This window comes from Mycolicibacterium austroafricanum (assembly GCF_000612725.1).
Lineage (GTDB): Bacteria > Actinomycetota > Actinomycetes > Mycobacteriales > Mycobacteriaceae > Mycobacterium > Mycobacterium austroafricanum.
Map to the genome: position 1 here is coordinate 868144 of NZ_HG964450.1, position 15013 is coordinate 883156.

The 15013-nt window shown below is 63.0% G+C and carries 12 protein-coding genes; 3 read left to right on the forward strand and 9 right to left on the reverse strand.

Annotation, left to right across the window (positions count from 1 at the left end):
* Entirely contained in the window at nucleotides 1-1041 is a 1041-nt protein-coding gene (locus BN976_RS04270; protein ID WP_036368216.1) for an MlaD family protein, read from the reverse strand.
* Nucleotides 1042-1212: 171 nt separating this feature from the next.
* On the opposite strand from BN976_RS04270, the gene BN976_RS04275 reads away from it, so the two are divergent.
* Nucleotides 1213-2619: an IS1380 family transposase gene (locus tag BN976_RS04275; protein WP_036368218.1), complete on the forward strand. Its 1407-nt coding sequence runs from the start codon at nucleotides 1213-1215 to the stop codon at nucleotides 2617-2619.
* Nucleotides 2620-2764: 145 nt separating this feature from the next.
* Here the strand turns inward: BN976_RS04275 and BN976_RS04280 are convergent, their stop codons facing one another.
* From BN976_RS04280 to BN976_RS04300, 5 genes are all read right to left on the reverse strand, one after another.
* Nucleotides 2765-4198 carry an MlaD family protein gene (locus BN976_RS04280; RefSeq protein WP_036368220.1) on the reverse strand — a complete coding sequence of 478 codons (1434 nt, stop codon included), beginning with the start codon at nucleotides 4196-4198 and terminating at the stop codon, nucleotides 2765-2767.
* A 3-nt stretch (nucleotides 4199-4201) separates the two neighbouring features.
* The gene (locus tag BN976_RS04285) at nucleotides 4202-5059 is read right to left on the reverse strand and encodes an ABC transporter permease (RefSeq protein WP_036368223.1); all 858 of its coding nucleotides are present in this window, start codon (nucleotides 5057-5059) and stop codon (nucleotides 4202-4204) included.
* 1 nt (nucleotide 5060) lies between these two features.
* Nucleotides 5061-5939 (reverse strand): MlaE family ABC transporter permease, encoded by an 879-nt coding sequence (locus BN976_RS04290; RefSeq protein WP_051558276.1) that lies wholly within the window; start codon nucleotides 5937-5939, stop codon nucleotides 5061-5063.
* 46 nt (nucleotides 5940-5985) lie between these two features.
* Complete coding sequence (locus tag BN976_RS04295) at nucleotides 5986-6831, reverse strand: enoyl-CoA hydratase/isomerase family protein (protein ID WP_145977907.1); 846 nt, start codon at nucleotides 6829-6831, stop codon at nucleotides 5986-5988.
* 369 nt (nucleotides 6832-7200) lie between these two features.
* Entirely contained in the window at nucleotides 7201-8031 is an 831-nt protein-coding gene (locus BN976_RS04300; protein WP_036368226.1) for an SDR family NAD(P)-dependent oxidoreductase, read from the reverse strand.
* A gap of 343 nt (nucleotides 8032-8374) precedes the next feature.
* Here BN976_RS04300 and BN976_RS04305 point away from each other — a divergent pair, with 343 nt between their 5' ends.
* A complete protein-coding gene (locus tag BN976_RS04305) occupies nucleotides 8375-9217 on the forward strand; it encodes an SDR family oxidoreductase (protein WP_235621994.1) in 843 nt (280 codons plus the stop codon).
* Between the two features lie 75 nt (nucleotides 9218-9292).
* Here the strand turns inward: BN976_RS04305 and BN976_RS04310 are convergent, their stop codons facing one another.
* Both BN976_RS04310 and BN976_RS04315 read right to left on the reverse strand, forming a co-directional pair.
* Nucleotides 9293-10141 carry an SDR family oxidoreductase gene (locus tag BN976_RS04310; protein ID WP_084182192.1) on the reverse strand — a complete coding sequence of 283 codons (849 nt, stop codon included), beginning with the start codon at nucleotides 10139-10141 and terminating at the stop codon, nucleotides 9293-9295.
* A 122-nt stretch (nucleotides 10142-10263) separates the two neighbouring features.
* Nucleotides 10264-12054 carry an AMP-binding protein gene (locus BN976_RS04315; RefSeq protein ID WP_036368231.1) on the reverse strand — a complete coding sequence of 597 codons (1791 nt, stop codon included), beginning with the start codon at nucleotides 12052-12054 and terminating at the stop codon, nucleotides 10264-10266.
* A 428-nt stretch (nucleotides 12055-12482) separates the two neighbouring features.
* Between BN976_RS04315 and BN976_RS31940 the strand changes: the two genes are divergently transcribed.
* Nucleotides 12483-13157 (forward strand): TetR/AcrR family transcriptional regulator, encoded by a 675-nt coding sequence (locus BN976_RS31940; protein WP_158497996.1) that lies wholly within the window; start codon nucleotides 12483-12485, stop codon nucleotides 13155-13157.
* A 25-nt stretch (nucleotides 13158-13182) separates the two neighbouring features.
* Here the strand turns inward: BN976_RS31940 and BN976_RS04325 are convergent, their stop codons facing one another.
* Nucleotides 13183-14856 (reverse strand): flavin-containing monooxygenase, encoded by a 1674-nt coding sequence (locus tag BN976_RS04325; protein ID WP_084182194.1) that lies wholly within the window; start codon nucleotides 14854-14856, stop codon nucleotides 13183-13185.
* Nucleotides 14857-15013 lie beyond the last annotated feature (157 nt).

The following is a 15013-nucleotide window of genomic DNA, read 5'->3' on the forward strand; positions in this document are numbered from 1 at the left end:
CTACCTGCATACCGGGGAGTGTTTGATCGTGTTGCCCGGTGTCGCGTGCCGCACGATGTCGGGTATCAGCCGGGACAGAAACGCGAACAGGTGGGAGGTGGCATCGCAGCCGTAGATGTTCCCGTACGAACCCTCTTGAGTGAATCGTGCGATCCCTTTCAACGTCGCGGGCAGGTTCGCTCCGAAGAAGGCGATGCGTTGGTAGCCTTCTCCGGCGAGATGTGTCGTCAAACCTGGTTCACGGGCGACCATCTCGCTGAAGTCTGGATAGACGCTGCCGGCGACGTCGGCCAGCCTTCCCATCGCCGAGTTGATGGAGCCGACAGAGTCTCGTAGTTCTTCGCGCCGGCTGTCCAGGGCGGACATGATGTCCCGGGTTCGCGTGATCACCGTCTGCAGATTGCCATTCTGATCGGCCAGGTTGGTGACGACATTGTTGAGATTGGTGATCACCTCGCCCAGCACCTGATCAGGTCCGGCGAATACCTCTGCCAGAGAGGAGGTCTGGGTGATGATGCTCAGTATCGAGCGGTCATCTCCTTGCAGAGCCTCGATGATCGCCCCGGTGAGGTTGTCCACTTGCTGGGGATCGAGCAGCGCGAACAGGGGCTCGAATCCACGGAGAACGTAGGTGATGTCGAACGAAGGTTCCGTGCGTTCGAGCGGGATCTCACCGTTGCCCGGAAGTGGCCTGCGGCCGGCGTCCTGACCGGAAGACAGCCCGATGTAGCGCTGACCGATGATGTTCTGGTACACCACAGAAGCGATGGAGTCCGTGTAGAGCACCTGGTCTTTGTCCACGCGGAACGTCACCTTTGCGACCGTGTCAACCAAGTCGATCCGGTCGACCCGTCCGACTCGTACACCGGCGACCCGGACATCGTCGCCTTCTTTCAGGCCCATCACGTCGGAGAACGTCGCCGTGTACTGGTTCGTTGAGCCGGATACTTCCCTGCTCAACGTCACATACACCATCCAGGTGACCATAATCGTGAGGACCAGGAAGAGACTCAACCCGATCGTGGACTTGCGGTAACTCACCGGGCCCCCTCCGAATCAGGTACCAGCTCTACCGTCGAGCCGCGCACTAGCCCGGATTTTTCGTGGTTTGTTGCTGGTGAGGGTGTGTAGATAAGCGAAAGTGCCTGTCCTGCAAGGAATAATCGGACTTGTCTAAGGTTCGGATCGTTCCAGCGGAAAGGCACCTCGCAGGTGAAGAATATCGCGACCACATCACGGGTGAAAGTGTCCGCCGACGGCCATGGCGTCGTGTCGCATGCCGGGATGGCCATGCTGCGCGAACTCGCCGACTGGACCGGGCTATCGACGCAGGTGACCGCCGCGTTGGCCGACACCTACCGCGGCCCGTGGGTGTATGCGCCCGGGGAGGTGTTCGCCGACCTGGCGGCCGCGGTCGCCGACGGCGCCGATTGCATCGACGCCGTCGGCCAGTTGTGCGGGGATCGTGAGCACGCCTTCGGCGCGAAAGCCTCCACCACCACGATGTGGCGACTGGTCGATGAGCGCATCGACGCCGCCCACCTACCCGCAGTGCGAGCAGCGCGCGCCGCGGCGCGCGCGGCGGCCTGGGCCGCCGGAGCCGCACCCACCGGCGATGACTGGCTGCACATCGACATCGATGCCACCCTGGTCATCGATCACTCCGACAACAAGCACGGCGCGGCCCCGACCTGGAAGAAAACGTTCGGCCTGCACCCGCTGCTGGCGTTTCTGGACCGCCCCGAGATCGCCGGCGGGGAAGCTCTGGCCGGGCTGCTGCGCACCGGTAACGCCGGCTCCAACACCGCCAGTGATCACATCATCGTCCTGGCCCAGGCACTGGCCGCCCTTGCGCCGGTGTGTCGGCCCGACCCCGCCACTCCCGACAACCCTGAAGCACCCAAGGTGTTGGTGCGCTGCGACACCGCCGGAGCCACCCACAAGTTCGCCGACGCCTGCCGCGAACAGGGGGTGGGGTTCTCCTTCGGCTACCCCGTCGATGCCCGCGTGCAGGACGCGGTGGACACCCTCAACCTCGGCCAATGCTGGTACCCGGCGATCGACACCGACGGTGGTATCCGTGACGGCGCCTGGATCGCTGAGGCCACCGACCTGGTCAACCTGGACTCCTGGCCACCGGGCACCCGACTGATCCTGCGCAAAGAACGCCCCCACCCCGGCGCCCAATTGCGGTTCACCGACGCCGACGGGATGCGGGTCACCGCCTTCATCACCGACACACCACCCGGTGTCGTGGCCGGCCAAGTCGCCGGCCTGGAACTGCGCCACCGCCAGCACGCCCGCGTCGAAGACCGCATCCGCGAACTCAAAGCCACCGGCCTGCGTAACCTGCCGTGCCACTCGTTCTGGGCCAACGCCGCCTGGCTGGAAATCGTCCTTGCCGCCGCCGACCTGGTCACCTGGACACGACTGATCGGCTTCCGCACCGAGACCGGCCTGGCCCGCGCCGAAATCACCACCTTCCGCTACCGGGTCCTGCACGTGGCGGCCCGCATCACCCGCAGCGCCCGACAACTACGGCTACGCATCGATGCCACCTGGCGATGGGCGCACGCGATCGCCACCGCCTGGCAGACCATCCGCACCGCCTTCAGATAGAACTCCGGCCCACCCGACCCACCGACCACGAAAGACCAGGCCTTCGGGAAAGCCCGCCCCACCCGGCGACACGGGACGATCAACCACTCCACTACGCCGAAACCGCCACCCCGCAACACAATTCAGCAGCCGAACCGCACCCACATCAACTTCGATGCAAAATCCGGGCTAGCGGCCCCAGGAGCAGTTGCGTCGCTGTGGTCGCTTCCGCGTCACCGACGATCAGACCGAGTTGGTCCCTCTCCTGCGGACTTCCGACCGGTCCGACATTGCCTCCGATGACCGACGTTTGCGGTTGCACCTCGGCCGGTAGCGGCGGCCCAGCCGGGACGGGGCCGGGCGCTTTCGGGGGTGATCCCGCACTGCCCGGCAGCTCCCCGGCGTGGCGCACCGAGTCACGCGGCGGAGCGAGGTTGGGACGGTTCTCGGATACGCCCTCAGGTGCCGGGAATCCCATCGATCCCAGGGCCGGGTACAGCTGAGGCGCCGTCGGAATTTCCGGAGCGGTCTCGCAACTGGGCCCGGCGAGCTCTCCGTAGCGGGGGCAGTCTGCACGGACGTACGTGCGGGTGGGAGCGAAACTGACTGTTGCTCTCACGGTGAGTTGGTTTGTGACGGGGTCGGTCACTTTGATGACGTTCTCGGCCAGCTTCTGGACCCGGCCCGCAATGGGATTGAACAGTTCCGCGTTGTCGGCGAGCGTGCCGATCACGGGGGTCATCTGAGTCGTGATGTTGATCAGCCGATCTGTCTGATTCTCGAACGATTCGCCCATCGTCGACGCCGTTAGATGCGCCGAGTGCAAGAAGTCGGTCAGGGCCGCCTGTTTCTCGACGAGAGTCGTCATCGGCCTGATGGAGGAGTCGAGAGCCTCGAACAGCTCCGGGGAGCTCGCGTTCAGAGCGGTCGCAGCGTCAGCAAGAGCTGTGACCGTGGACGCCGTGGCGCCGTCGCCGACGACAGTGTTGAGCCGGGTGACGATCTCGTTCAGGTCTCGCCCGGCTGCCCGCAGCTCTGTTCCCCGCCCGTGGGTGCCTTCAGCGAGTGTGGCCAGCAGCCCGACATTGTCCTTGCTCGGGTCACGTGCGATCGCGGCGAAGACTTTCCGGAATTTGTTCAGGGTTGTCTGGAACAACACTGTGGGCAGGCTGACGTCCTCGGCGATGACCGTATCCGACCGCATCGGAGGTCCGAGCTCTCCGTTGTCGACCAACTGCACCGAGGACACTGCGAAGACGTTGGAGGGCACCACCCGCGCCGTCACGGTGCTCGGAATCGCCTCGGCGTATTTGGGGTCGAGATGGATGTGCACGACGTTGGGCTGCCCGACGGGAGCCGTCGTGACGTCGGCCACCTGGCCCACCAACACGCCCCGGAATTTGACGTCGGACTTCGCGGGCAGGCCGTCACCGACGTTGACCAACTCCGCGGTCACCCGCACCATCCGGTCCAAGTCGCCTTTGGACTTCGCCACTGCCAGAACACTTCCGAGAGCAGCGATCAGGACGAAACACGTACCGAAGATGAAGAGTCGCCGATTCGAGGGGCTGTAGCCGTTGAGGTCGAATGAGTTCGGCATGGATTACCCTCCGAACCTGGCGCCGGAATCCACACCCCACAGGGCCATGGTCATCAGCATGTTGACCATGATGATCACGGTGATGCTGGCGCGCATGGCTCGCCCTGCCGCGACACCGACGCCGGCCGGACCGCCCGACGCAAAGTACCCGTAGTAGCACTGAATCGTGGATGCCACGAATACGAAGACCGCGGCCTTGACCGTCGCGGAGATGACGTCGCCCCCGTTGACGAACATCGAGAAGTAGTGCAGGTAGGTACCCGCTGATTGGCCGGAGGAGATCGCAACGACCGCCTGGCATGCGATATAGGCGGCGGTCAGGCAGGCAAGGAACAGCGGCACCGCGGCCACGATGGCCGCAGTGATCCGGGTGGTCACCAGATAGGACACCGAGTTGATACCAAGCGTGTCGAGTGCGTCGATCTCGTCGTTGATGCGCATCGCACCCAGTTGCGCGGTGAAGCGGCACCCGGCCTGGGTGGTGAACGCGAGCCCCACCATCACCGGAGCCAGCTCACGTGTGCCTACAAACGAGGACACCAGGCCGGTCGCGGGTCCGAGCCCGAGGAGGTTGAGGGCGTTGTAACCCTCGACCCCGACGAGTGCACCCGCGGTTGCGCCCAGCACCATCGCCACGCCGACTGTGCCGCCGCCGACTACAACTGAGCCGTTGCCCCAGGTGATGTCGGCGAGGACACGCATGAATTCCTTGTGATAACGCCGTACGGTGGCGGGCATCGAAGCCACGGTGCAACCGAAGAAATAGACAACGTGGCCGAGCTTGGCCACCGACAGCGAGGCTGACTTGGCCGCGTCTGTGACGGCACGGACGCCCGGCGGGAGATCGGGTGCAACAGTCATGTCAGAAGCTCTCGCGCGGGAAGACCAGCACATACAGCTGGGTCATCACAACGTTCACGACCATCAGCAAAAGGATCGCCTCGACCACCGCAGCGTTCACCGAGTTCGCGACCCCGGCTGGGCCCCCTCGCGTGCTCAGACCCTTGTGGCAGCAGACGATCGCCACGATCGCGCCGAAGACGACGGACTTGGTGAGAGCGAGAAGTAGGTCGGACACGGTTGAAAACGATGCGAAGGTTGCGACGAATGAGCCCGGCGTTCCAGCCTGCAGATACACGTTGAACAGGTAGCCGGCGATGAACCCGACGAAGCAGGTCAGTCCGGTCAGGGCGACGCCGATGAGGATCACCGCCACGAAACGTGGCACCACGAGTCGCTGGATGGGTGAAATCCCCATCACTTCCATCGCGTCGATTTCCTCGCGCATGGTGCGGGCTCCCAGGTCCGCGCACACTGCGGATCCCACTGCTGCCGCGAGCAGAATGGCAGCGACCAACGGGGCTCCCTGCCGGACAACCGCAAGGCCGGTTGCCGCGCCGGCCAGTGATGTCGCACCGACCTGCCCAGCGAGAAGGCTGAACTGAATGGAGAGCGTCACACCGATCGGTATGGTGACGAACAGTGTTGGCACAAAGGCTGTTCCAGCCATGAAGGCAGCCTGCTGCACGAACTCACGGTATTGAAACCTGCGCGTGAGGATGTCCTCGATCAGGTAACGCAACGTATGGACGGCCAAGACCACCTGCCCACCGACGGTCTCCAACGACCGCAGCGGATGCGTCTTCACGTATCCACGCATCCAGTCGCGGATCTCCCGCAGGGCCGACCGTTCCACGACAGGACGAACATCCGGGGTGGCCAATGCGGGTGCACCTTCCATCAGACTTCTGTGCTTCCTAACGTGGTCTCCGGGTGATCGAACGGTCCTAGGTCGTCCAGATGCCGTCGACTTTTGAGGCATCGGGCCCACTGGTAGCAAGAAGGGCGAAGAGTTCCTGGCCCATGCCACCGCGTAGATCCCTGGCGAGGGCCTCCTTCAGCGGAGCCCGAAGGACCTGAGTTGTCACCCGACGCACGGTTCGCGGCTTCTGGGCCAGCATTTCGCCGATCTCGCGTGCACGGTCGTACACCTTGTCCTTCGGCACGACCTCGTTCACCAACCCATAGCGAAGAGCCGTTTCGGCGTCGATCAGTTCCGAGGTGAGCATCGCGTAGTTAGCCCGCTTTAGGCCCATCGCCGTCCGCATGGCGATCTGAATGCCGTCTCCAGGTACCAGGTTGATTAATAGATGCGGATCAATGATGGTCGCATCCTCAGCCGCGATGGTGATATCGCAGAACAACGCGAGCTCGGTATGAAATCCGGGACCGTTGATAACCCCGATCGTCGGGATCTCGAGGCTGTTGACAAGACCCTCACAGATCCTCGTGCCGTCGTAATAGAAGTTCTCGTAAATGAAGGGTGCCAAATCAGCCGACGTGGCTTTTGTCAGTTCTTCGTCGACCGTGCCGATGAACGTGTCACCTGTCCCACCGAAGATGAAGACTTCGGTGTCCGCATCCTGACCGACCACGGTGGTCAGTTGATGAACAGCACGATGAACGCCGGGCGCCCAAACCACCGGCCCACCATGAGTGTGCATTTGAGCTGTGAGAACGCCTGATTCGCTCCGACTCAGTGCCAGATAGGGGGCGAAGGCCTCCCGATACTGGTCGAACGAGAGGTGCGGAATCATGCCGGGAAGCACGGGTTCAGGTGTGGTGGTTGTCATCTGCACGAGTATTGCCCGCGGAATCTAAAAGGTCAACACCCTGTTGAGTCAGCGAACATAGCGATGTCACTAGGACGCAGTCTCCGAGATGCGCCGACTCCCATGTCCCGACCCCGAATCGCCTGGCCAGGCCGCCGGACGAGGTAGAAGGAGCACTGCTGGCCGAGATCCAAGAAGTCCAGTGGCTCAACACAACTCCAGCACCACCGTCAATTACGCTGAGAAAGGCTCACGTTCACGCCCCGGCGATCAGCCGCATGCAGCCCAGACCACCGTCGGATCCGACCGAACTCATCCACCATCGGAAGCAACCCCTTGCGCCAGAGGTACGCTCTCTCAACACAGGAACGTCTGTCGCCGGAGGCGCACTCAGTGGATCTTCGACAGCGCCCCCGCGACCAGCTTCACGAACAGCCGCTGATACCCCGACCCAGTCAACCGCACCAGGGCGTCCAAGAACCGCGCGTCGTTCCCCACCAGGACGCGCGCCTTGCGCCGACGCGTACCGTCCAGGATGATCTGCGCGGCACGCTCGGCGGACGTGCGGGCCAGCTTCCCGTCGAATATCCGGGCAAACTCTGCGGTGTCTACCCCTTCTACCGCCCCTGAGTTGCGAGCGATTGCGGTGCGAACACCGCCCGGGTGTACGGCCGTCACCGCGACCGCGTGGCCCGCGAGCAGCATTTCTTGCCGAAGCGCCTCGGTGAAGCCTCGCACGGCGAACTTGGCCGCACTGTATGCCCCTTGCCCGGCGATAGCACACAGGCCCGCCGTACTGGACATATTGATCAGATGGCCATCACCCGAGGCGATCAAGTGTGGCAGAAAGGATTTCGTGCCGTTGACGACGCCCCAGAAGTTGACGTCCATCACCCGCTCGATTGCCTCGAACGGCATGACTTCGAGATCACCGGTGAACCCGACGCCGGCTATGTTGTAGAGCTGATTAACTCGACCGAAGTGTGCCGCGACGTCGTGTGCATAGTCGCTAAAGCTCTCCCGGTCAGAGACGTCAAGAATGTCCACGCGCGGGATGGTCCCGAGCGCCTCAAGTGAAGCGGCCGTGTCAGCGAGCCCTGCCGGGTCCTTATCAGTGATCGCGACGGTAGCACCGCTTTTGGCCAACTCGACGGCGAGAGCCTGGCCAATGCCGGAACCTGCGCCGGTGACAACGGCGATTCTCCCCGCGAAAGACGTCATGCCGGGGCTCCTTCTCACTCGTGGCGCGATGGGCTTCGACACCCGGCGGTCCGGAATGCCTTTTGCCCAACGTCGGCATTAAATCATCGCGTTGACGAGTGAGTCAACAGCGCGTTTATCCGTCGGGGATGGTCGCGCCCCTCGAAACCCCCGGTCACGCGTTCGCCACATTGCTGCCCTTAGCGTCTATTGAATCAACATACTGTTGACAATTGGCGTGGCATTCGTGATATTTGACCCCTTGGTCCGCCGACACGATGTCGGCTCCCCCGATGCCGGTCTGCGGACCATCAGATGGCCCATTCCGCGGGCCGAGAATGGAAGGAGAACGACGTTGACCGTCGTGGCTATCACCGGCGCAGGGCGTGGCATCGGACAGGCGACGGCCGAACGGTTCGCCAGGGCCGGGGCCCGCGTGGCTGTCGGTGATATTGACGTCACCGCCGCGGAGTCAACCGCGTCCCGCCTGCCGAACGGTGTCGGACTCGTGCTCGATGTCGCAGACGCAACGTCGTTCGGCCGCTTCGTCAGCGAGACAGAAGCTCGACTGGGTCCGATCGACATTCTGGTGAATAACGCCGGGATCATGCCGGTCGGCCCATTCCTGAACCAGAGTGTCGAGCTTGCCCGGCGACTGATGGACATCAATGTCCACGGACCGATTAATGGGATCCGGGCGGTACTTCCCGGCATGCTGTCGCGCGGCGGTGGGCACATCATCAATGTCGCTTCCACGGCCGGCAAGGTCACCGGCCCCGGTTGCGCGCTCTATTCGGGGTCGAAGGCGGCGGTCATCATGATCAGTGACGGCATCCGCCAGGAGTTCGGAGCCCGCGGTATCACCGTGACCACGGTGCTGCCCTCTTTCACAAATACTGAGCTCATCTCGGGCACCAAGGGTCTTCGTGGCGTCCAGACCCTGGAACCGCTGCAGGTTGCCGATGCCATCGTGCGGGGGGTGGCCCGCAAGAAGCCCGTCATCGTGCTGCCAGCGAGCGGACGGCTCACCCTTTGGATGTCGGCCAACCTACCGGTCCGTGCCCGGGATGTTTTCATGAGGATTTCCGGCGGTGATCGCGTCTTCATGGACGTCGACACCGCCGCCCGCGCAGCCTATGACAAGAGAATCAGCACCGCCCCGGATACATCGGCCGCCAACACCGCGGCGAGCGACCGGGCGCAGTAATCGGTTTCTACCCCGTCCGGCGGGGAATGCGCCGGCTTGCCATCTGCGAGCCGGCGCATTCCCGTCGGAGCAGCGTCAGGCGGATCTGTACCCCGCTGGATTGGGGCTGTCCACCCACAGATCAACCTCCAGATCGGCGCCTTCCACACAGTCATAGATCGACAGGTCTTCGACTCCTGCGTCCAGCAGCACGTCCTCACACAGCAGAGTGTGGCCGGTGAACTCCGTCGCCGGCTTGGTCAGGATGACGTAGGCGGCGTCGGCATAGACCGCGGGCTTGCGCGCCTTGGCCATCGCGTCGGCACCGCCCAGCACATTCTGCACCGCGGCGGTAGCCACCAATGTGCGTGGCCACAGAGTGTTCGACGCGATTCCCACCTCACGGAGCTCCTCGGCGATGCCCAATGCGCACAGTGTCATGCCGAACTTGGCCATCAGGTACGCCGTCGGTTTCAACCATTGTGACTCCAGCCTGATAGGCGGTGACAAGGTCAGGATATGAGGGTTCGCACTCTGTTTGAGGTGCGGGATGCAGGCCTGGGATACGGCATAGGTACCCCGGACCTGGATGCCGTTCATCAGATCGAACCGTTTGAGCGGTACCTCTTCGATGGAACCCAGGTTGATCGCTGAGGCATTGTTGACGCAGATGTCGATCCCGCCGAACTGGTCTGCTGCACGCTGCACAGCCTCGGCCACTGCCTCACCGTCACGGACGTCTCCAACAATGGGCAGCGCGCACCCGCCCGCCGCCTCGATCTGCTGCGCTGCGGTGAATACCGTGCCCTCCAGTTTCGGGTGCGGAGATGCAGTCTTCGCCATCAGCGCGACATTGGCCCCATCGGCTGCCGCGCGTTTGGCTATCGCCAGGCCGATACCCCGGCTGGCCCCCGAAATGAACATTGTCTTTCCGTGCAGTGACACTACTCTTCCAATCTGGTTGCACCGGTGTCCCTTTGAGTTCAGGACTGCTAACTAGAGCGACTCGGCAGACGGGTGGTCCGAACAGCGCCCGCGCGGTTGAAGTCAACGTTCTGTCGCGGCCGCTACGCCGGCTCGTACACCTCGGACAGAACCTGTGGCGCGTAAAGCGTGTCGATCAGCTCCGCATAGTTCTCTAGGACGGCCGCCCGTTTGACCTTCATCGTCATCGTCATCTCGTCACCACCCGGCTCCCAGAACTTGGGCAGGATAACGAACCTTTTGATCTGTTCGACGCGAGCGAGTTTCGTGTTGCCCGCGGCCACGCCGCGGCGCAGCTTCTCGACTATTTCGGGATCGTTCGCCAGCGCCTTCCCGTCCCATTCGGTCAGGCCGGATCGAAGGGCCGCAGCCCCCGCCGCCTCTGGATCGAGCACGATGAGGGCGGTGACGAAGGGGCGCGCGTCGCCAATGGCAACGACCGAGCCAATCAGCGGGCAGCTGCCCTTGACTGCGTTCTCGATGTTCGACGGCGACATGTTCTTTCCCGCCGCGTTGATGATGATGTCCTTCTTGCGGCCGGCGATGCGTACGAGGCCGTCGTCGTCGACCGTGGCGATGTCTCCCGTATGCAGCCAGCCATCTTCGTCGATGGCCTCGGCCGTCTTGGCGGGTTCTTTTCGGTACCCCTTCATCAGCAAAGGACCACGGATCAACAATTCACCGTCCTCGGCAACCTTCGCCTCCACGCCGGGCAGCAACCTACCCACCGTGTCAATGCAAATCTCTCCCGGTCGTGATGCCGACGCGAGGGCGCCCAACTCCGACATACCCCAGTTCTGTCCGATCGGCACTCCCAGGCCGGCGAAGAACGCCACTGTTTCGGGAGCTACCGGCGCCCCGCCCGAGACCGCCCAGCGCACCGCGTCCAGCCCAAGTCGAGCGCGCAGCCCCGAGAGCACCGCCGCATCTGCTCTTTCCCACTCCTCGGAGAACTCTGGATCCATGTCTTTGCCGCGCAGCGCATACTCACCACGGCGCGTCGCAACCCCTAGGCCCCACTCGACCGCCCGTCGTAGTTGCTCGTCTTCAATTCTCTCCGGCGATGTTTCGACAGCGATCCGCAATTTGTCCCACACCCGTGGCACCGCTCCGAAGATGGTCGGGCGGACATCCGGTAGCGCCGCCGCCACGCCGGCGATGTCGGAGACCGTGGTGATTTGTGACCCGTATACCTCCTGGACATAGCACGACGTGAACCGGTCTGCGATGTGGGCGGACGGCAGATAGGAGATCACCCGGTCCGCCCGGTCGAAACCGGCGACGCTGTGAGCGGCACGCGCGGTGAACAACATCGCCGCATGGGTGATCTCGACGCCCTTGGGATTCCCGGTGGTGCCCGAGGTGTAAATCAGCGTGAGAATGTCATCGGGTTGTACCGATTTCCACGTCGCTTCGAAGTCGAACCCCGGCTCGGCACGCGTCAGGAAATCTTGCAGACTGATCGTGCCGGCGGGAGATCCGTCGATGCAGACAATCGTCTCGATCGTTGTTCCGCTGGCGATCACCCGATCGACGTATGCCTCCTCGCAGAACAGCACGCGGTTGCCCGCGTTGTCGAAGACATACCTCAACTGCTCGGGGGGCAATGTGTTGTAGGCCGAGAACGACGTGGCTCCGACATGCTGCGCGCCCACTTCCAGCGGGTAGAACTCGATGCGGTTGCCCATCATCAGCGCGACGGTGTCGCCTCGGCCTATCCCGTGTGCCGCCAGGGCCGCGGCAACCTGCTCGACCTGCCCGGCGTACTCGGCCCAAGTCAATGTCTGGGCATCACCGGGCGTCCGCAAGGCCACCCCGGTCGGATCGCGGTGAGCGGTCCGTTGGAATGCCGCACAGAGAGTATTCGAGTGCATGGAACTCCTCACTTATGGGACTGACCGGTGCGCCGTTGCGCCAGATCGCCGCGTGCGCTCCACCAGGCGTCGCCACCCGTGATCGCCGCAGTGAATTACGACTGTCCGGGGACTCTGCCCGCACAGCGGCATGAACCACCGACGGTCATAGACTCGGCGATCCGAAATGTTTTGTCAACATGATGTTGAGTGACTGATCACACCGGCGCTTAAATGCAGGGGCGACAGAGTAGGCAAATGCGCTCCGCATTCAGATGCCGCGCCGCGACATCGCTACTATCAACACTGCGTCTATTAACTAGACAAAGAATATGGCTGGCCCAGCTCGGGCGTCCTGCCGTCAGCGGGTGCGCCGAGGCTGCGGGCTCGCGGGCAGGAGCCGCTGTGATGATGACAATGTCGAAGAGCTCGACCACGGTGTCGGCAGAATGGTTGCCGGTGTGATGACCTCAGCACCGGCCAGTCGGCGTAAACGGGCGAGCACTTCACGGGTCAAGCACTCGGACGGCCGTCCCCCGCTGCGCCAGATGCAGAAAGATCTCACTCGCACCCGCGTCATCGACGCCGCCCTGGAGTTGTTCGACGAGCGCGACTTCGCGTCGACGACCATGGACGACATTGCCACCGCTGCCAACCTCAACCGCGGTACCATCTACCTTCACTTCGATAGCAAGGCCGAGATACTCAGAACGGCACTCGACGTCCACGGCCCTGACGAGTTCGAACTCTTCGAAGAGCTCGCCGGTGCGCAGAGTCGTACGGAACTGGAAGCAACGTATGACCACGCGTTGACACTGTGGCGCCGCCTGGGACGCATCTGGCGCCATGCGCGCGACGCCGCGACTACGGATGCCTCGGTCCGCCAATGGCGCGACGACGTCTTCGCGCGGCAAGTGCGTCAACTTCAACAGACCTTGGAAAAGCGCGGGGTTACGTCCACCGACGCCGAGGTACGGGCAGTCATGATCGTCTCCATGTGGAGTGAGTTCATGCCACGCTGGGCCTTCGGCGAGGGAGTGCGGGGCCGCAAGGTGACAGTCACGGCACTCTGCGATTTCCTTGAGGCGGCGCTGAAGCCGGCCGGCCCCCACAGGCCGCTTTGAGCGACGCGGGGGCCAGCGCCACGCATCACACCTGATTGGACAGTTCCGCTGTCGAGCGAATCCGGAAGCCGTCATATCCTGCCGCCGCAACGCCGTCGCAGATTTTCCGATACCGCCCCAGCCCGCCGAGGAAGAGTGGAAACTTTGCCGCTTTGCCAGGAACGTTCGCCCCGTAATAGTAGGAAGTCTTGTCGAGTGCGTATACCGACCGTTCTGCGAGGTCTTCCACCTGGGCAGTCCAACTGGCCTGGGCTTCCTCGGTCGCCTCAATCTCTACACGACCATTAGAACCGAGGGTGCGAATGCATTCAGCGATCCAATCGACCTGCTGTTCGGCCAGTCTGATGAACATTGTCAGCGGACTGCCCGGCCCCGACACCATGAACATATTCGGGAATCGCGCCACCGTCATCCCGAGGTAGTTCACCGGCCCGGACGCCCAGGTATCCCGAAGCTGGGCTCCCCCGCGCCCGTTGACATCGATACGCGTCAACGCCCCGGTGACAGCGTCATATCCGATCGCGTACACAATGACGTCCACTTGGTACTGAGTTCCGTCAGCGAGTTCGATTCCGTCGGGCGTGATCCGCGAAATCGGATTATCGCGGATGTCCACCAGTGACACCGCATCCGACTCGAGTGCTTCATAGTAACCGTGGTCAGCGCAGGGACGTTTGGCACCGAATGGAAATCCCTGGGGCAGAACGCTTTCAGCCAGTTCTGGACTGGCCAACCGTTCGCGTGTCTTTTCCCTGAGGTATTCGGCAACGATCTCATTGCTCGACATGTCGGTCAGCACGTCACCAAACGTCACGGTGAATGCCAGGGCTCCCCCTTCTTGCCAGCGGCTGTCGAGTTCACGGCGTCTCTGCTCAGGTGACAGCTCCGTAGCCGGCGCGGGGTTGACCTCGATGCTCAAGCCGGTATGCGAACGCCACTGGCGCTCGCGCCGCGCCGGATAGGTAGCCTTGATTTCGGCCGTCTGCTCAGCCGACAGCGGATGGTTCCGTCCGGGAATGCTGAACTGCGCAGTGCGCTGGAACACGAATAACTGCTCGACGTCGCCGGCGATCGCCGGCACGATCTGAACCCCACTGGAACCCGTCCCGATGACGGCGACGCGCTTTCCGGCGAAGTCCACACCACTTTTGGGGAAGGTGGGGGTCATATAGGACTCCCCACGGAAATGATCCGCGCCGGGGAATGGCGGATTCAACGGGGCGGAGAGTCCACCGGTGGCGAGCACGACGTAGGTGGCGGTCAGCGATTCGTTCTCGCCGGTGACCACGACCCAGCGGCAGGCCTCATCTTCATACCGAGCCGAGGTAACACTGGTATTCAGCTGGATGTCGTTCCGCAGCGCGAAGCGATCAGCAACGAAGTTGATGTATTCCAGTATTTCCGGCTGAGCGGCATATCGCTCAGACCACGTCCACTCCTGGTCCAACTCAGGATCGAACGAATAGGAGTAGTCGGCACTCTCGACGTCACACCGAGCCCCGGGATAAGCGTTCCAATACCAGGTTCCCCCGATCTCCGGAGCGGCTTCGAGGACACGTACCGAGAATCCGTCGCTGCGCAGCCGATGCAACGCGTAAAGCCCCGCGAAACCGGCACCGACGACTATCACGTCGAAGTCAACCGTGACTGCGTCGCCGTGGGTCCGATCAAGTCCTTCAACAGAATGCGCTGTGGCCATGGGCCATAGCATCGACCAACATATGGCTTTCTGTCAACAGAGCGTTGAGTGAATCAACGATACGACGCGCATAAGCCCCAGCTGACGGAGGGCGCCTCGGGGAAGGTCGCCGACCCCGACCCGTCCATCCCGGTCGCCAGACTGCCATATGCTCAAC